We start from the raw sequence: 17,952 nt of genomic DNA on the forward strand, positions 1-17,952 counted from the left end.
ACAGGATAATCACCGCCCATGAGGGCAGTGCAGTACCTGTGGGAGCGGGTTCACCCGCGAAAGGGCCGGTACAGGCAAAAGTCTTACTGGGCGTTGAACGCCTGCCCATTCACCCCTTTGCTGTCCGGCCCCATCAGGTACAGGTACACCGGCATGATCTCTTCGGGCAGCGGGTTGTTCTGCGGGTTTTCGCTGGGGTAGGCCTGTGCCCGCATTGCCGTGCGCGTGGCGCCTGGGTTGATGCTGTTGGAGCGCACCGGTGCAACGTCTTCCAGCTCATCGGCCAGGGTCTGCATCAGGCCCTCGGTGGCGAACTTGGACACGCCATAGGCGCCCCAGTAGGCCCGGCCCTTGCGCCCGACGCTGCTGCTGGTGAACACCACCGAAGCGTCTTCCGACAGCTTCAGCAGCGGCAGCAATGTGCTGGTGAGCATGAAGGTGGCATTGACGTTGATGTGCATCACGCGCATGAAGTTGTCACCCGACAGCTGCTCCAGCGGTGTGCGCGGGCCGATGATCGAAGCGTTGTTCAGCAGGCCGTCGAGGCGGCCGAACTGGTCCTCGATCATCACCGCCAGTTCGTCGTACTGGTGGGGCAGGGCGGTTTCCAGGTTGAACGGGATCACCACCGGTTGCGGGTGCCCGGCGGCTTCGATCTGGTCATAGACCTCGTTGAGGTTGGCCTCGGTCTTGCCCAGCAGCAGCACGGTGGCGCCCAGCGCAGCGTAGGCCTTGGCGGCAGCGGCGCCGATGCCGCGGCCGGCACCGGTAACCAGGATGACCCGGCCTTGCAGCAGGTCGGGGCGGGCGGTGTAGTCGAACATGGTAGGTCCTTCGAGTTCGTTGGCGCGGCACCGTCCCTTGTGGGAGCGGGTTCACCCGCGAATGCGTACGTTCAGGTGCCGATGTTGTCCGGGCTGACGCATTCGCGGGTGAACCCGCTCCCACAGGGGCTGTGCTGCGGTCTAGGCGGGGTTCAGCAGCCGCACAGCGCGCTGTCGATAACCTTGCGCAGTTCCAGTGGGTGGTCCACCACCACATCGGCACCCCAGTTGTTGGGGTTGTCCTCTGGATGAATATAGCCGTAGCGCACCGCCGCCGTGCGGGTGCCGGCGTCGCGGCCAGACTCGATGTCGCGCAGGTCGTCGCCGACGAACAGTACGCTGGTCGGGTCCAGGTCCAGGGTCTTGCAGGCGAGGATCAGCGGCTCGGGGTCGGGCTTGCTGTTTTTCACGTGGTCCGGGCAGATCAGCAGCGCCGAACGCTCGGCCAGGCCCAGTTGCTGCATGATCGGCTCGGCGAAGCGCACCGGCTTGTTGGTGACCACGCCCCACAGCAGGTTGCCTTTCTCGATGTCGGCCAGCAGCTCGGCCATGCCGTCGAACAGCTTGCTGTGCACTGCACAGTCGCGCTGGTAGCGCTCGAGGAACTCCAGGCGCAGGGCCTCGAAGCCTTCGGCTTCCGGGCTCATGGCGAAGGTCGCGGCGACCATCGCCCGGGCACCGCCGGAGATCACATCACGGATCAGCTTGTCATCAACGGCCGGCAGGCCGCGCTCGGCAAGCATGGCCTGGCAGATGGCGATGAAGTCCGGCGCCGTGTCGAGCAAGGTGCCGTCCATGTCGAAGAGTACTGCTCGCAAACGCATGCTTATTCCTCGCGCAGGGTCTGGACCATGTAATTGACGTCGACGTCGCTGCTGAGCTTGTAGTGCTTGGTCAGCGGGTTGTAGGTCAGGCCGATGATATCCTTCACCTGCAGGCCGGCAACGCGGCTCCAGGCGCCCAGCTCGGACGGGCGGATGAACTTCTTGAAGTCGTGGGTGCCGCGCGGCAGCATCTTCAGGATGTACTCGGCGCCGACGATGGCCAGCAGGTAGGCCTTGGGGTTGCGGTTGATGGTGGAGAAGAACACCTGGCCGCCAGGCTTGACCATGCGGTAGCAGGCGCGAATGACCGAAGATGGGTCGGGCACGTGCTCGAGCATTTCCAGGCAGGTGACCACGTCGAACTGTTCAGGCATTTCCTCGGCCAGGGCTTCGGCGGTGATCTGCCGGTACTCCACCTGCACGCCCGACTCCAGCTGGTGCAGCTGGGCCACGGCCAGTGGCGCCTCGCCCATGTCGATGCCGGTGACCGTGGCGCCGCGCAGGGCCATCGCTTCGCTGAGGATGCCGCCACCGCAACCCACATCCAGCACTTTCTTGCCGGCGAGGCTGGCGCGTTCGTCGATCCAGTTGACGCGCAGCGGGTTGATTTCGTGCAGCGGCTTGAACTCGCTTTCGCGGTCCCACCAGCGGTGGGCCAGCGCTTCGAACTTGGCGATTTCGGCGCGGTCGACGTTGCTCATTAGAACAGTCCTCTGAAACTTCGCAAAATTGCGCCGGAGTATACCCGAGCGCTCGGCCCCGAGGGTCGCTATAATCGCCGGCTTTTGATATCCGAACGACGGGGAGAGGCGATGCGCGAGCGACTTTTGGCGGCGGAGAAGGTGACCGGGATCCGCTGGCAGGGCGGCGTCCTGCACCTGCTCGACCAGCGCCTGCTGCCGTCGCAAGAGCACTGGCTGGCCTGCGACAATGTCGCGCAGGTGGCGGCGGCGATCCGCGACATGGCCGTGCGCGGCGCGTCGGCCATCGGCATTGCCGCGGCCTATGGCCTGGTGCTGGCCCTGGAAGAGCGGCTGGCCGAGGGTGGCGACTGGGAAATGGACCTGGAAGAAGACTTCCTTACCCTGGCTGAGGCGCGCCCTACCGCCGCCAACCTGTTCTGGGCGCTGAACCGCATGCGCGAGCGCCTGCAGCGGCTGCGCCCGGACGAAGATGTGCTGGCGGCGCTGGAGGCCGAAGCGCAGGCCATCCACGAAAGCGACCGCGAAGCCAACCTGACCATGGCCCAGCAGGGAATCGAGCTGATCCGCCGCCACCAGGGCAACGCCCAGGCCCTGCTCACCTACGGCAACGCCGGCGCCCTGGCCTGCGGTGGCTTCGGTACCGCGCTGGGGGTGATCCGCGCCGGCTACCTGGAGGGTATGGTCGAGCGGGTATATGCCGGCGAGACCCGCCCTTGGCTGCATGGCTCGCGCCTGACCGCCTGGGAGCTGGCCAACGAGGGCATTCCGGTGACCCTGTGCGCCGATTCGGCACTGGCCCACCTGATGAAAAGCAAGGGCATCACCTGGGTGGTGGTGGGTGCGGACTGCATCGCCGCCAACGGCGATGTGGCCAGCAAGATCGGTACCTACCAGCTGGCAGTCAGTGCCATGCACCACGGCGTACGTTTCATGGTGGTGGCGCCGAGCACCAGCATCGACCTGAACCTGGCCACTGGCGAGGACATTCCGCTGGAAGAGCGCGCTGCCGACGAGTTGCTGGACATTGCCGGTACCCGGGTGGCGCCGGATGTCGAGGTGTTCAATCCGGTGTTCGATGTGACCCCGGCCGACCTGATCGACGTGATCGTGACCGAGCGCGGCATCGTCGAACGGCCTGATACGGCCAAGCTGGCGCAGTTGATCTGCCGCAAGCGCCTGCACTGATTTTTGCACTGCCTGTGCCGGCCTCTTCGCGGGTAAACCCGCTCCCACAGGGATAGCACAAGGCCTGAGGGCGGTGGTGTACCTGTGGGAGCGGGTTTACCCGCGAAGAGGCCGGCACAGGCTATAAAAAATCCAGATTTTCGCTCACGTGAGGCCACCTGCCACATCTCCCCACCTCCCATGCCTTTGTGATAACATCCGGCAGTTTCCAAGACCGCCCATCACGGCGGCCTTCATTGCGCAGATCCATGGCACAACTCATTGATTTGTCGTAAGTCGTCGCACCCTTATGCGCTGCGGCGGCGAGCTTCGTTCGGCCCTTGATGGAGCTGCGAAGTTTCACCAGAAAAAGGAATCAGGCTTCTCATGGGCGAACTGGCCAAAGAAATCCTCCCGGTCAATATCGAAGACGAACTGAGACAGTCTTACCTCGACTACGCGATGAGCGTGATTGTCGGGCGAGCGCTGCCCGATGCGCGTGACGGCTTGAAGCCCGTGCATCGTCGCGTTCTCTATGCGATGAGCGAACTGGGCAACGACTGGAACAAGCCGTACAAGAAATCCGCCCGTGTGGTCGGTGACGTGATCGGTAAGTACCACCCGCACGGCGACACCGCGGTCTACGACACCATCGTGCGTATGGCCCAGCCGTTCTCGCTGCGCTACCTGCTGGTCGACGGTCAGGGCAACTTCGGTTCGGTGGACGGCGACAACGCCGCAGCCATGCGATACACCGAAGTGCGCATGGCCAAGCTGGCCCACGAGCTGCTGGCCGACCTGCACAAAGAGACCGTCGACTGGGTGCCCAACTATGACGGCACCGAGCAGATCCCGGCGGTCATGCCGACCCGTATCCCCAACCTGCTGGTCAACGGTTCCAGCGGTATCGCCGTGGGCATGGCGACCAACATCCCGCCGCACAACCTCGGCGAGGTCATCGATGGCTGCCTGGCACTCATCGACAACCCCGAAGTCACCATCGATGAGCTGATGCAGCACATCCCTGGCCCGGACTTCCCGACTGCCGGCCTGATCAACGGCCGCCAGGGCATCATCGAGGCCTATCGTACCGGTCGTGGCCGCATCTACATGCGCGCCCGCTCCGAGATCGAAGACATCGACAAGGTCGGCGGCCGCCAGCAGATCGTGATCACCGAGCTGCCGTACCAGCTGAACAAGGCGCGCCTGATCGAGAAGATCGCCGAGCTGGTCAAAGAGAAGAAGATCGAAGGCATCACCGAGCTGCGCGACGAGTCCGACAAGGACGGCATGCGCATCGTCATCGAGCTGCGTCGCGGCGAGGTGCCGGAGGTGGTGCTGAACAACCTCTACCAGCAAACCCAGCTGCAGAGCGTATTCGGCATCAACGTGGTGGCCCTGGTCGACGGCCGTCCGCGCCTGCTCAACCTCAAGGACCTGCTCGAAGCGTTCGTGCGTCACCGCCGTGAAGTGGTGACCCGCCGTACCGTGTTCGAGCTGCGCAAGGCCCGCGAACGCGGCCACATCCTCGAAGGCCAGGCGGTCGCGCTGTCCAACATCGACCCGGTCATCGCCCTGATCAAGGCCTCGCCGACCCCGTCCGAAGCCAAGGAAGCGCTGATTTCCACCGCCTGGGAATCCAGTGCCGTGCAGGTCATGGTCGAGCGCGCCGGCGCCGATTCCTGCCGCCCTGAGGACCTGCCGGAGCAGTACGGCCTGCGTGAGGGCAAGTACTACCTGTCGCCGGAACAGGCCCAGGCCATTCTCGACCTGCGCCTGCACCGCCTGACCGGCCTGGAGCATGAAAAGCTGCTGGCCGAGTACCAGGAAATCCTCGAACAGATCGGCGAACTGATCCGCATCCTCAGCAGCGCCGAGCGCCTGATGGAAGTGATCCGCGAAGAGCTGGAAGCCATCCGCGCCGAATATGGCGATGCCCGCCGCACCGAAATCCTCGATGCGCGCCACGACCTCAACTACGGCGACATGATCCCGGAAGAAGAGCGCGTGGTGACCATCTCCCACGGCGGCTACGCCAAGACCCAGCCGCTGTCTGCCTACCAGGCCCAGCGCCGTGGCGGCAAAGGCAAGTCGGCTACCGGGGTGAAGGACGAGGACTACGTCGAGCACCTGCTGGTCGCCAACAGCCACGCCACCCTGCTGCTGTTCTCCAGCAAGGGCAAGGTGTACTGGCTGAAGACCTACGACATTCCCGAGGCGTCCCGTGCCGCACGCGGCCGGCCAATGGTCAACCTGCTGCCGCTGGAGGAGGGTGAGCGTATCACCGCCATGCTGCAGATCGACCTCGAGGCCCTGCAGCAGAGCGCTGATGCCGACGAAGAGCTGGAGGATGCGGATGACACCGTGCTCGAAGGCGAAGTGGTCGAGGCCGAGGAAGTGGACGAGGAAGAGGGCGACACCCCTGAGTGGGTTGCCGAGCCGACTGGCGCCTACATCTTCATGGCCACCGCTTCGGGTACCGTGAAGAAGACCCCGCTGGTGCAGTTCGCCCGTCCGCGCTCCAACGGCCTGATCGCCCTGAAGCTGAAGGAAGGTGACACCCTGATCGCCGCGGCCATCACCGACGGTGCCAAGGAAGTGATGATGTTCTCCGACGCCGGCAAGGTGATCCGCTTCGCTGAAAGCGTGGTCCGCGAGATGGGCCGTAACGCCCGTGGCGTGCGCGGCATGAAGCTGGGCAAGGGCCAGCAGATCATCTCCATGTTGATTCCGGAATCCGGCGCGCAGATCCTCACCGCCTCCGAGCGTGGCTTCGGCAAGCGCACACCGCTGTCCAAGTTCCCGCGTCGCGGCCGTGGTGGCCAGGGCGTGATCGCCATGGGCACCAAGGGGCGCAACGGCCTGCTGATCGGCGCCATCCAGGTGCAGGAAGGCGAAGAGATCATGCTGATCTCCGACCAGGGCACGCTGGTGCGTACCCGCGTTGGCGAAGTGTCCAGCCTGGGCCGCAACACCCAGGGCGTGACCTTGATCAAGCTGGCTGCCGACGAGACGCTGGTGGGCCTGGAGCGTATCCAGGAGCCTTCCGAGGACGAGCTCGATGATGTGATCGAGACGGACGAAGAGGGTGTCGAGGCTGAAGCGCCAGACAACGAAGAAGCTGCTGGCGCCGAAGAGGCCCAGCAGGAGTAAGCAAGCGTAAAACCCGAACGGGGCGACCAAGGTCGCCCCGTTTGACTGATCAGGCCAGGCAATGCTCTCGAGGGTGATGCATTGCCCTGTGGGAGCGGGTTTACCCGCGAAGAAGGCACCGCGGTGGATGGCAAGGGCTTCGCCCTTGTTCGCGGGTGAACCCGCTCCCACAGTGTTCCTGGCAGCATTGAAGATTGACGATTTGTACCATTTGGCAGAGCGAGAGTGGATGTGAGCAAACGAGCCTTTAACTTCTGCGCAGGCCCTGCCGCGCTTCCTGACGCTGTCCTGCAGCGCGCCCAGGCCGAGATGCTGGATTGGCATGGCAAGGGCTTGTCGGTGATGGAAATGAGCCATCGCAGCGACGATTACGTGGCCATCGCCGAAAAGGCCGAGCAGGACCTGCGTGACCTGCTGTCCGTCCCCTCAAACTACAAGGTGCTGTTCCTGCAGGGCGGCGCCAGCCAGCAGTTCGCCGAAATCCCGCTGAACCTGCTGCCGGAAAACGGCACCGCCGACTACATCGAGACCGGCATCTGGTCGAAGAAGGCCATCGAGGAAGCGCGCCGCTTCGGCAACGTCAACGTCGCCGCCAGCGCCAAGCCCTACGACTACCTGGCCATCCCTGGCCAGAACGAGTGGAAGCTGACCAGCAACGCTGCCTACGTGCACTATGCGTCCAACGAGACCATCGGTGGCCTGCAGTTCGACTGGGTGCCAGAAACCGGTGACGTGCCACTGGTGGTCGACATGTCGTCCGACATCCTCTCGCGCCCCATCGACGTGTCGCAGTACGGCCTGATCTACGCCGGCGCGCAGAAGAACATCGGCCCGAGCGGCCTGGTAGTGGTGATCGTGCGCGAAGACCTGCTGGGCCGCGCCCGCAGCAGCTGCCCGACCATGCTCGACTACAAGGTTTCGGCCGACAACGGCTCGATGTACAACACCCCGGCCACCTACTCCTGGTACCTCTCGGGTCTGGTGTTCGAATGGCTGAAAGAGCAGGGTGGCGTCGATGCCATGGAGCAGCGCAACCGCGCCAAGAAAGACCGCCTGTACGGCTTCATCGACAGCAGCGAGTTCTACACCAACCCGATCAGCCACAACGCCCGTTCGTGGATGAACGTGCCGTTCCGCCTGGCTGACGAACGCCTGGACAAGGCCTTCCTCGCCGGCGCCGATGCCCGTGGCCTGCTCAACCTCAAGGGCCACCGTTCGGTAGGCGGCATGCGCGCCTCCATCTACAACGCCCTGGGCCTTGAAGCAGTCGAAGCCCTGGTGGCCTACATGGCCGAATTCGAGAAGGAGCACGGCTGATGTCCGAGCACGAGCTGAAGGCGCTGCGCGTTCGCATCGACAGCCTCGACGAGAAGATTCTCGAGCTGATCAGCGAGCGCGCCCGTTGCGCCCAGGAAGTGGCCAAGGTCAAGACCGCCTCGCTGGCGGAAGGCGAAAAGCCGGTGTTCTACCGCCCCGAGCGTGAAGCCGCCGTGCTCAAGCGCGTGATGGAGCGCAACAAGGGCCCGCTGGACAACGAAGAGATGGCGCGGTTGTTCCGCGAAATCATGTCGTCGTGCCTGGCCCTGGAAGAACCGCTGAAAATCGCCTACCTCGGCCCTGAAGGCACCTTCACCCAGGCTGCGGCCATGAAGCACTTCGGCCACGCGGTGGTCAGCCGGCCGATGGCAGCCATCGACGAAGTGTTCCGCGAAGTGGCGGCCGGTGCCGTCAACTTCGGCGTGGTGCCGGTGGAAAACTCCACCGAAGGCGCGGTCAGCCACACCCTGGACAGCTTCCTCGAGCACGACATGGTGATTTGCGGCGAAGTCGAGCTGCGCATCCACCACCACCTGCTGGTGGGCGAGAACACCAAGACCGACAGCATCACCCGCATCTACTCCCACGCCCAGTCACTGGCCCAGTGCCGCAAGTGGCTGGACGCGCACTACCCGAACGTGGAGCGCGTGGCCGTGTCGAGCAATGCCGAGGCGGCCAAGCGGGTCAAGGGCGAGTGGAATTCGGCGGCGATCGCCGGCGACATGGCGGCCAACCTGTACGGTTTGACCCGCCTGGCCGAAAAGATCGAAGACCGCCCGGACAACTCCACGCGCTTCCTGATGATCGGCAGCCAGGAAGTACCGCCGACCGGCGACGACAAGACCTCGATCATCGTTTCGATGAGCAACAAGCCGGGTGCCTTGCACGAGCTGCTGGTACCGTTCCACCAGAACGGCATCGACCTGACCCGCATCGAGACCCGCCCGTCGCGCAGCGGCAAGTGGACCTACGTGTTCTTCATCGACTTCGTTGGCCATCACCGCGACCCGCTGATCAAGGCGGTGCTCGAGCAGATCAGCCAGGAGGCTGTGGCGCTGAAGGTGCTGGGCTCTTATCCGAAGGCGGTGCTTTGATTTGAGAGGGTTGGGGCCGCTTCGCGCCCCATCGCGACACAAGGCCGCTCCTACAGATACCGCGCAAGCCATGAGGTTTGTGCAGTCCCTGTGGGAGCTGGCTTGCCGGCGATGGGCTGCAAAGCAGCCCCAATGGCCCTCACAGGCTGCCTAGATTTCTGAACAGGGTTCGCACCAGTGGTAAAAGCAGTAACAACCAAACCCGCGCCAATCATCAACCGCCTGGTTGTGGTCGGCCTCGGCCTGATCGGTGGCTCGTTCGCCAAGGGCCTGCGTGAAAGCGGCCTGTGCCGCGAAGTGGTCGGTGTCGACCTGGACGCCCCCTCGCGCAAGCAGGCCGTGGCCCTGGGCGTGGTCGATCGCTGCGAGGAAGACCTTGCCGCCGCCTGTGTCGGTGCCGATGTCATCCAGTTGGCCGTGCCGATCCTGGCCATGGAAAAGGTCCTGGCCCGCCTGGCTCAACTCGACCTCGGCGATGCCATCATTACCGATGTCGGCAGTGCCAAGGGCAACGTCGTCCGTGAGGCGCGAGCCGTCTTCGGTGCCCGCCTGTCGCGCTTCGTCCCCGGCCACCCCATCGCCGGCTCCGAGCAGAGCGGGGTAGAGGCCTCCAACGCCACCCTGTTCCGCCGGCACAAGGTCATTCTCACGCCGCTGGCCGAAACCGACCCGGCCGCCCTGGCCCTGGTCGACCGCCTGTGGCGCACGCTGGACGCCGATGTGGAGCACATGTCGGTCGAACGCCACGACGAAGTGCTTGCCGCCACCAGCCACCTGCCGCACCTGCTGGCCTTCGGCCTGGTCGACTCACTGGCCAAGCGCAATGAAAACCTCGAGATCTTCCGGTACGCTGCGGGAGGCTTCCGCGATTTCACGAGAATCGCTGGCAGCGACCCGACCATGTGGCACGACATCTTTCTCGCCAACCGCGACGCTGTCCTGCGCACGCTTGATACATATCGCAGCGATCTCGACGCCTTGCGCGACGCGATCGCTGAAGGGGACGGGCACCAGCTGCTGGGTGTATTCACCCGCGCACGCGTTGCCCGCGAGCATTTCAGTAAAATCCTGGCCCGCCGGGCCTATGTGGACGCTATGAACGCCAACGATCTGATTTTCCTGGCCCAACCGGGTGGCCGCCTGTCCGGGCGGATCCGCGTACCGGGCGACAAGTCGATTTCCCACCGCTCGATCATGCTCGGCTCGCTGGCCGAAGGCACCACCGAGGTCGAAGGCTTCCTCGAAGGTGAGGACGCGCTGGCGACCCTGCAGGCATTCCGTGACATGGGTGTGGTCATCGAAGGCCCCAACCACGGCCGCGTGACCATTCACGGCGTTGGCCTGCACGGCCTCAAGCCGCCACCCGGGCCGCTTTACGTGGGCAACTCGGGTACCTCGATGCGCCTGCTGTCTGGCCTGCTGGCCGGCCAGCCGTTCGACGTGACCATGACCGGCGACGCTTCGCTGTCCAAGCGCCCGATGAACCGTGTGGCCAACCCGCTGCGCGAAATGGGTGCCGTGGTCGAGACCGGCCCTGAAGGCCGCCCGCCGCTGACCATCCGCGGTGGCCACAAGCTCAAGGCGCTGACCTACACGCTGCCGATGGCCAGTGCCCAGGTCAAATCCTGCCTGCTGCTGGCCGGCCTGTACGCCGAAGGCAAGACCACCGTCACCGAGCCTGCGCCAACCCGTGACCACACCGAGCGCATGCTGCGCGGCTTCGGCTACAGCGTCGACAGCAACGGCCCGGTGGCCTCGCTGCAGTCCGGCGGCAAGCTCACTGCCACCCGTATCGAAGTACCGGCCGACATTTCCTCGGCGGCGTTCTTCCTGGTGGCGGCGTCCATCGCCGAAGGCTCGGAGCTTGTGCTGGAGCACGTTGGCATCAACCCCACCCGTACCGGCGTGATCGACATCCTGCGCCTGATGGGCGGTGACATCACCCTGGAAAACCAGCGTGAAGTCGGTGGCGAGCCGGTGGCCGACCTGCGCGTGCGCGGTGCCAGGCTGAAAGGCATCGACATCCCTGAAGAGTTGGTGCCACTGGCGATCGACGAGTTCCCGGTGCTGTTCGTCGCCGCTGCCTGCGCCGAAGGGCGTACCGTGCTGCGGGGTGCCGAAGAGCTGCGGGTGAAGGAATCCGACCGTATCCAGGTCATGGCCGACGGCCTGATCACCCTGGGCATCAAGTGCGAGCCGACCCCGGACGGCATCATCATCGACGGCGGCCAGTTGGGCGGCGGCGAAGTGCATGGCCACGGTGACCACCGTATCGCCATGGCCTTCAGTGTTGCCTCGCTGCGCGCCAGCGCGCCGATCCGCATCCACGATTGCGCCAACGTCGCCACCTCGTTCCCCAACTTCCTGGCGCTGTGCGCCGAAGTGGGCATCCGCGTGGCGGAAGAGGGCAAGTCGTGAGTGCCCTGGCGCCGGTCATCACCATCGACGGGCCAAGCGGTTCGGGCAAGGGCACGGTTGCCGGGCTGCTGGCCCGCGAGCTGGGCTGGAGGCTGCTGGACTCTGGCGCGCTGTACCGTTTGCTGGCGTTCAATGCCAGCAACCATGGCGTCGACCTGACCAACGAAGAGCTGCTGACCAAGCTTGCCGCCCATCTGGATGTGCAGTTCGTCGCCGCCGAGCCCGGTAAGCTGCAACAGATCATCCTCGAGGGTGAGGACGTCAGCAACGTCATCCGCACCGAAACCGTCGGTGCCGGTGCCTCGATGGTCGCTTCGCTGCCGGCCGTGCGTGATGCGCTGCTGGTGCGCCAGCGCGAATTCCGCGAGGCGCCGGGCCTGATTGCCGACGGTCGCGACATGGGGACCGTGGTGTTCCCGGATGCGCCGTTGAAGATTTTCCTCACCGCCAGTGCGGAGGAGCGGGCACGTCGCCGCTACCTGCAGTTGAAGGGCAAGGGTGAAGATGTTAGTCTGTCGAGTCTGCTGGATGAGATTCGTGCGCGTGATGAGCGCGACACCCAACGTGCAGTGGCCCCGCTGAAACCAGCGGTCGATGCCATTCAGTTGGACTCTACCGAGTTGTCCATCGAGCAGGTGTTGCAACGTATCAGGAGCGAGATCGCGCTACGCGACCTTCTCTGATAGCCAGGAAAGCAGGCAGGGGCACCAGTCAACGTCCTGCCGGCTTTCCTTTACTTAAAACAAACCCACATTGTCTGGAATGTGGCGATGGGCGTCTGTTTCGCCCGAATCTACAGGAATTAAAATGAGCGAAAGCTTTGCAGAACTCTTTGAAGAAAGCCTGAAAACCCTCAATCTTCAGCCGGGTGCCATCATCACCGGTATCGTTGTCGACATCGACGGCGACTGGGTTACCGTACACGCTGGCCTGAAGTCCGAGGGCGTCATCCCGCTCGAGCAGTTCTACAACGAAGCTGGCGAGCTGACCATCAAGGTCGGTGACGAAGTTCACGTTGCGCTGGACGCGGTCGAAGACGGCTTTGGCGAAACCAAGCTGTCCCGTGAAAAAGCCAAGCGCGCCGAGTGCTGGATTGTTCTGGAAGCAGCTTTCGCCGCCGAAGAAGTGGTCAAGGGCGTTATCAACGGTAAGGTTAAGGGCGGCTTCACTGTCGACGTTAACGGCATCCGTGCGTTCCTGCCGGGCTCCCTGGTTGATGTCCGCCCTGTGCGCGACACCACCCACCTGGAAGGCAAAGAGCTGGAATTCAAGGTCATCAAGCTGGACCAGAAGCGCAACAACGTTGTCGTTTCCCGTCGCAGCGTGCTGGAAGCCGAGAACAGCGCCGAGCGCGAAGCCCTGCTGGAAACCCTGCAGGAAGGCCAACAAGTCAAGGGTATCGTCAAGAACCTCACCGACTACGGCGCCTTCGTGGACCTGGGCGGTATCGACGGCCTGCTGCACATCACCGACATGGCCTGGAAGCGCATCAAGCACCCATCGGAAATCGTTAACGTTGGCGACGAAGTCGACGTACGCGTTCTGAAGTTCGACCGCGAGCGCAACCGCGTTTCGCTGGGTCTGAAGCAGATGGGCGAAGATCCGTGGGTAGCTATCACTGCCCGTTACCCAGAAGGTACTCGCGTACAAGCTCGCGTTACCAACCTGACCGACTACGGCTGCTTCGCTGAGCTGGAAGAAGGCGTTGAAGGTCTGGTACACGTTTCCGAAATGGACTGGACCAACAAGAACATCCACCCGTCGAAAGTCGTTCAGGTTGGCGACGAAGTGGAAGTCATGGTTCTGGACATCGACGAAGAGCGTCGTCGTATCTCCCTGGGCATCAAGCAGTGCAAGTCCAACCCATGGGAAGACTTCTCCGGCCAGTTCAACAAGGGTGACAAGATCACCGGTACCATCAAGTCGATCACCGACTTCGGTATCTTCATCGGCCTGGACGGCGGCATCGACGGCCTGGTTCACCTGTCCGACATCTCCTGGAACGAAACCGGCGAAGAAGCCGTACGTCGTTTCAAGAAGGGCGACGAGCTGGAAACCGTCATCCTGTCGGTCGACCCAGAGCGCGAGCGCATCTCCCTGGGCATCAAGCAGCTGGAAGACGATCCGTTCTCCAACTTCGTTGCTGTCAATGACAAGGGCGCTATCGTCAAGGGCATCGTGAAAGAAGTTGACGCCAAAGGCGCCATCGTCACCCTGGCCGACGACATCGAAGCTACTCTGAAAGCTTCCGAAATCAGCCGTGACCGCGTTGAAGACGCGCGTAACGTCCTGAAGGAAGGCGAAGAGATCGAAGCCAAGATCATCAGCGTTGACCGCAAGTCCCGCGTTATCAGCCTGTCCATCAAGTCGAAGGACGATGCTGAAGAGCGCGAAGCCATCCAGAGCCTGAAAAACGCTCCGGAAGCGGCTGCCGACACCACCATGGCTGCGCTGCTGCGCGAAGCAATGGCCAAGCAGAACTGAGTTCTGTTTGATCGGTAAAAAAAGGCGACCTTCGGGTCGCCTTTTTTTTATGCTGAAAGAAAGCCATGTCGGGGGATTGTGCGATGTTGATGTTTGGCGACGTCATGGAAGGTCGCGGGCGCGATAACAATTTCCTGATCATCAGGCTGCTGGCGGCAACTGCCGTAGTGGTGGGGCATTCCTTTGCGCTCTGCTATCGGGAGTGCCTGAGCTGCACCGACCCTGGGCTGCAGTTGGGTATGCCGGTGCCCGTTCACAGTTTGGGCGTGGAAGTATTCTTCATGGTCAGCGGTTTCCTGATCGCGGCCAGTGGTGAGAAAAATAGCGCCCGGGACTTCTACCTGGCCCGCGCATTGCGGATCTTGCCTGGCTTGCTCGTGTGCCTGCTGCTGATGGCCTTTGTGCTAGGGCCCGTCATTACCTCGCTGCCGCTGACCGAATATTTTTCCCAGCGTCAGGTTTACAGGTACGTCTATAGCCCATTGCTGGTTTTCAAGGATGCCCAGTTCCTCTTGCCTGGGGTGAGCTTTACCCCGCGGCCCTATGGGGATTCGATCAATGGCAGCTTGTGGACCATCCCATTGGAAATGCGCATGTACGTGGTGCTGTGGCTATTGGTGCTGGTGGCCAAGGTATGCCGGTGGCCGATGATGGGGTTGACGCTTGCCGCGTTGGTTATTGCACTGGGGCTGCATACCCTGCATCCAGCCTTTGCGGAGTACCCGTTCAAGCTGGTGGTGTGCTTCCTGGCCGGGGCGGTGTTCTATTCGTACCGGGCGGTGATCCCGTATACCGGCTGGCTGTTGTTTGCCTGTGTTACGTTGTTCGTGTTGGCCAAGGGTGGGCGCCTTGAGGTTTTTGCGTTTGCCGTTCTGACGATGTACGGCACGTTGTATGCAGCTTATCGCCCGCAGTTGAAGCTTCCTTCGTTTTTGGAGGATTACTCGTACGGTATCTACCTGTATGCATTTCCTATCCAGCAAGTGTTGGCGGCTGCGATGCCGTGGGCCGGGCCTTACTGGCTGATGTTAGCTGCCGTACCGGCATCCTGGTTGGCGGGGTATGTGTCGTGGCAGTTGGTAGAGAAGCCTGCCTTGGCGATGCGCAAGCGCTTTTCCCGAGCGGGTTCCCGGCAGCAATTGGCATAGGCGCCTGGCCTCCAACTGCTGGCGTGCCCTGCGCAGAAGGTGAGCACTGAATTCGCAAGCGGTCCGCGTACCCTGTGGGAGCGGCTTTAGCCGCGAAGAATCCAGCGCGATGCATGGCACCGGCTGCGCCGGTGTTCGCGGGTGAACCCGCTCCCACATGGTCTGTGCCGGGCGCCAGTACTTGAACGGGCCTCTTGTAAACGGTCTTGTGTCGCGAAAAGCCCGCTCCCCAACAGGTCGATGCCTGGCTTGAAAGCAGACTGCGTCTCTGCAGGGGCAGCGACCCAGGCCGGATTTGCAAAAGCCTGCACGGCCCCTATGGGAGCTGGCTTGCCGGCGATGGGGCCAGCCCTGCCAACCCCCGCCAGCTAGACCATTCCTGTAAAACTTCAATCTTGAATTTTTTATTAAGTCAAGAACCACCCTGTTCAAATCCCTCCCAGCGTGCTACAAACTGGTTAAGCAATGATCTAGCTGCTTGATAACGAAGGGAAAAATATGACGAAGTCGGAGCTGATCGAACGTATTGTCACCCATCAGGGGCTGCTCTCGTCCAAGGACGTGGAGTTGGCCATCAAGACCATGCTTGAACAGATGTCACAATGCCTTGCCACTGGTGATCGCATCGAGATTCGTGGTTTTGGCAGCTTCTCGCTGCACTATCGCGCCCCACGCGTAGGCCGTAACCCGAAGACCGGCCAGTCGGTCAGCCTCGAAGGCAAGTTCGTGCCGCACTTCAAACCCGGCAAAGAGCTGCGCGACCGGGTCAATGAAGAAGAGCATGATGAGGCCCACACCTGATTCCACAAGGAGCAATCTGATGCGTAACCTCAAGCGCGCCCTGGCGGCGGTGTTCGTGCTGCTGTTGGCGGCTGTGGTGCTGTTCTTCGTGCTGGAGAACCAGCAAACCGTCTCGTTGGTCCTGTTCGGTTGGGCTGCACCGGCAATGCCGGTCGCTGTGGTGGTCCTGGCCGCCCTGGTCATTGGCCTGGCAGTCGGGCCGCTGCTCGGTGCCTACGGCGTGCAGCGCAGCAAGCGCAAGATCAAGGCCTCTGCCCGGCAGGCAGCATTGAGCGGTAACTAAGGGCATTTCCTACATCGGTTTAGGAAAGTCTCGCCTATGCCAGCACCGGCCGTCATGGAGTAATAGCACTTCATTTTCGGCCCAGGCGAGTGTGCGCAGCATGGAATATCCCGTCCTTTCCCATCACGGTGGCACCCGCGGCGTCACTGGCTCCTGCCATCAACTGCACCTCGATCCGTCCACCAGCCTGCTGATCGACTGCGGCCTGGAGCAGGGCAGCGATGCCGCGCCAGGTGCAGCATCGGCGCCGCTCGGCTTCGACGTGCAGGGCATCCAGGCCCTGGTCATCACCCACGTGCACCTCGACCACGTTGGTCGCATCCCGGCGCTGTTGGCCGCCGGCTACCGTGGCCCGATCCTGTGCAGCGAGCCGTCCGCCCGGCTGCTGCCACTGGTGCTGGAAGATGCCTACAAGCTGAGCATCCGCAGCGAGCCCGCCCATGTGGCGCGATACCTTGATTTCATCCGCGACCTGATCGTGCCCCTGCCTTTCGAGCAGTGGCACACACTGGCCGAGCGCCCCGGCCTCAGCTGCCGCATTCGCCTGCAGCGCGCTGGCCATCTGTTGGGTTCGGCCTATGTCGAATGCGACATGCAGCATGAACAGACCAACACCCGCTACGTGTTCTCCGGTGACCTGGGCGCTTGTGGCAACCCCTTGCTGCGCCCCGTGCAACCCCCGGAACGGGCCGATGTACTGGTACTGGAAAGCACCTACGGCGACCGCCTGCACCCGCCAGCGGGCGACCGTGAACAGCGCCTGGAAGCTGCCATCGACCGCGCCCTGGCGGACCAGGGCACGCTGCTGATTCCGGCCTTCAGCCTCGGCCGCACCCAGGAACTGCTGTACGAACTCGAAGGCATCCTTCACCGCAAGGCCTTGCTGAACAAAGCCGGCCCGGCCTCCGATGGCGACCCTCTCGACTGGGCGCAGTTGCCCATCATCCTCGACTCGCCCCTGGCCCAGCGCATTACCGGTGTATATCGAGAACTGCACGACTACTGGAATGCCGAAGCCCGGGCGCGCCTTGCCGAAGGGCGCGACCCGTTGGGTTTCAGTCAGCTGATCAGCGTGGACACCCACGCCCGCCACCAGCAGGTGGTCAATTTCCTGAAGAGCACCGGGCGGCCGGCGATCGTTATTGCTGGTAACGGTATGTGCTCGGGTGGGCGCATCGTCAATTACCTAAAGGCTATGCTGGGGGATCCGCGACATGAGGTGATGTTTGTCGGTTACCAGGCCAAGGGCACGCCGGGTGCTGTGATACAGGCGAGTGAAGGAGCGGAAGGGTTTGTGCAGATTGATCTGGATGGGCGGATGTATGAGCTGCGGGCTAAAGTCATGACGTTGTCGGGATATTCAGGGCATGCGGATCAGGCGGGTTTGGTGAGGTTTGCGCAAGGGGTATCTCGCCAAGGAGCAAAAGTGATACTAGTGCATGGAGTGCAAGGGAGCAGGCAGGCGCTCAAGCATGCGTTAGTGCGATCTTTTGCTGCTGAGAATCTGGTGGTTGAAATTAGCATTCCATGAGCGTGGAAAGTGAGTTTTTACGCAGCGACACCGAAATTGAATGTTAGTTCAAATTAAATGGTGAGCTTGTCATTTGGTTGTGTGAGTGCGCAGGGTGGGTGTTGAGTCTCTGGGAGGTGTTGATCTAGAGCGGTCGCGAGTTAGAGGGTGGGGTGAGTGGCAGGATGTGATTGGGCATCCTGTTCCTGTCATAATATTTCAGTTACT

14 protein-coding genes are annotated in these 17,952 nt (G+C 62.7%); 11 read left to right on the forward strand and 3 right to left on the reverse strand.

All coding sequences use genetic code 11. The annotated features are described in order from the left end of the window. Positions 1–83: 83 nt before the first annotated feature. The 3 genes from R9B85_RS19130 to ubiG form a co-directional block, all read right to left on the reverse strand. Entirely contained in the window at positions 84–824 is a 741-nt protein-coding gene (locus R9B85_RS19130) for a YciK family oxidoreductase (protein ID WP_207880004.1), read from the reverse strand. A gap of 152 nt (positions 825–976) precedes the next feature. Then, positions 977–1,648: an N-acetylmuramic acid 6-phosphate phosphatase MupP gene (mupP, locus tag R9B85_RS19135; RefSeq protein ID WP_423770447.1), complete on the reverse strand. Its 672-nt coding sequence runs from the start codon at positions 1,646–1,648 to the stop codon at positions 977–979. Positions 1,649–1,650: 2 nt separating this feature from the next. Next, entirely contained in the window at positions 1,651–2,349 is a 699-nt protein-coding gene (gene ubiG, locus R9B85_RS19140; protein WP_112249313.1) for a bifunctional 2-polyprenyl-6-hydroxyphenol methylase/3-demethylubiquinol 3-O-methyltransferase UbiG, read from the reverse strand. A 111-nt stretch (positions 2,350–2,460) separates the two neighbouring features. On the opposite strand from ubiG, the gene mtnA reads away from it, so the two are divergent. From mtnA to R9B85_RS19195, 11 genes are all read left to right on the forward strand, one after another. Further along, complete coding sequence (gene mtnA / locus R9B85_RS19145) at positions 2,461–3,537, forward strand: S-methyl-5-thioribose-1-phosphate isomerase (protein WP_112249312.1); 1,077 nt, start codon at positions 2,461–2,463, stop codon at positions 3,535–3,537. 366 nt (positions 3,538–3,903) lie between these two features. Then, positions 3,904–6,669 carry a DNA gyrase subunit A gene (gyrA, locus tag R9B85_RS19150; RefSeq protein ID WP_252379024.1) on the forward strand — a complete coding sequence of 922 codons (2,766 nt, stop codon included), beginning with the start codon at positions 3,904–3,906 and terminating at the stop codon, positions 6,667–6,669. A gap of 231 nt (positions 6,670–6,900) precedes the next feature. Next, the gene (gene serC, locus R9B85_RS19155; RefSeq protein ID WP_112249369.1) at positions 6,901–7,986 is read left to right on the forward strand and encodes a 3-phosphoserine/phosphohydroxythreonine transaminase; all 1,086 of its coding nucleotides are present in this window, start codon (positions 6,901–6,903) and stop codon (positions 7,984–7,986) included. Beyond that, positions 7,986–9,080 (forward strand): prephenate dehydratase, encoded by a 1,095-nt coding sequence (gene pheA / locus R9B85_RS19160; protein WP_114168009.1) that lies wholly within the window; start codon positions 7,986–7,988, stop codon positions 9,078–9,080. Before serC ends, pheA begins: the two co-directional genes overlap by 1 nt. A gap of 210 nt (positions 9,081–9,290) precedes the next feature. Then, positions 9,291–11,498, forward strand: coding sequence for a bifunctional prephenate dehydrogenase/3-phosphoshikimate 1-carboxyvinyltransferase (locus R9B85_RS19165; RefSeq protein WP_258392777.1), 2,208 nt, complete (start codon positions 9,291–9,293; stop codon positions 11,496–11,498). Beyond that, complete coding sequence (gene cmk / locus R9B85_RS19170) at positions 11,495–12,181, forward strand: (d)CMP kinase (RefSeq protein WP_112249308.1); 687 nt, start codon at positions 11,495–11,497, stop codon at positions 12,179–12,181. The genes R9B85_RS19165 and cmk overlap by 4 nt, the downstream gene beginning before the upstream one ends. A 124-nt stretch (positions 12,182–12,305) precedes the next feature. After that, the gene (gene rpsA, locus R9B85_RS19175) at positions 12,306–13,982 is read left to right on the forward strand and encodes a 30S ribosomal protein S1 (RefSeq protein ID WP_003252673.1); all 1,677 of its coding nucleotides are present in this window, start codon (positions 12,306–12,308) and stop codon (positions 13,980–13,982) included. An 83-nt stretch (positions 13,983–14,065) separates the two neighbouring features. Beyond that, entirely contained in the window at positions 14,066–15,130 is a 1,065-nt protein-coding gene (locus R9B85_RS19180) for an acyltransferase family protein (RefSeq protein ID WP_423770448.1), read from the forward strand. Between the two features lie 498 nt (positions 15,131–15,628). Then, the gene (ihfB, locus tag R9B85_RS19185) at positions 15,629–15,931 is read left to right on the forward strand and encodes an integration host factor subunit beta (protein WP_087501542.1); all 303 of its coding nucleotides are present in this window, start codon (positions 15,629–15,631) and stop codon (positions 15,929–15,931) included. 19 nt (positions 15,932–15,950) lie between these two features. Further along, entirely contained in the window at positions 15,951–16,214 is a 264-nt protein-coding gene (locus R9B85_RS19190; protein WP_133978595.1) for a lipopolysaccharide assembly protein LapA domain-containing protein, read from the forward strand. Positions 16,215–16,314: 100 nt separating this feature from the next. Then, entirely contained in the window at positions 16,315–17,745 is a 1,431-nt protein-coding gene (locus tag R9B85_RS19195) for an MBL fold metallo-hydrolase RNA specificity domain-containing protein (protein WP_423770449.1), read from the forward strand. The last annotated feature ends 207 nt before the right edge of the window (positions 17,746–17,952 follow it).

It is taken from the genome of Pseudomonas sp. NLJ1 (genome assembly GCF_049486705.1).
GTDB lineage: Bacteria > Pseudomonadota > Gammaproteobacteria > Pseudomonadales > Pseudomonadaceae > Aquipseudomonas > Aquipseudomonas inefficax.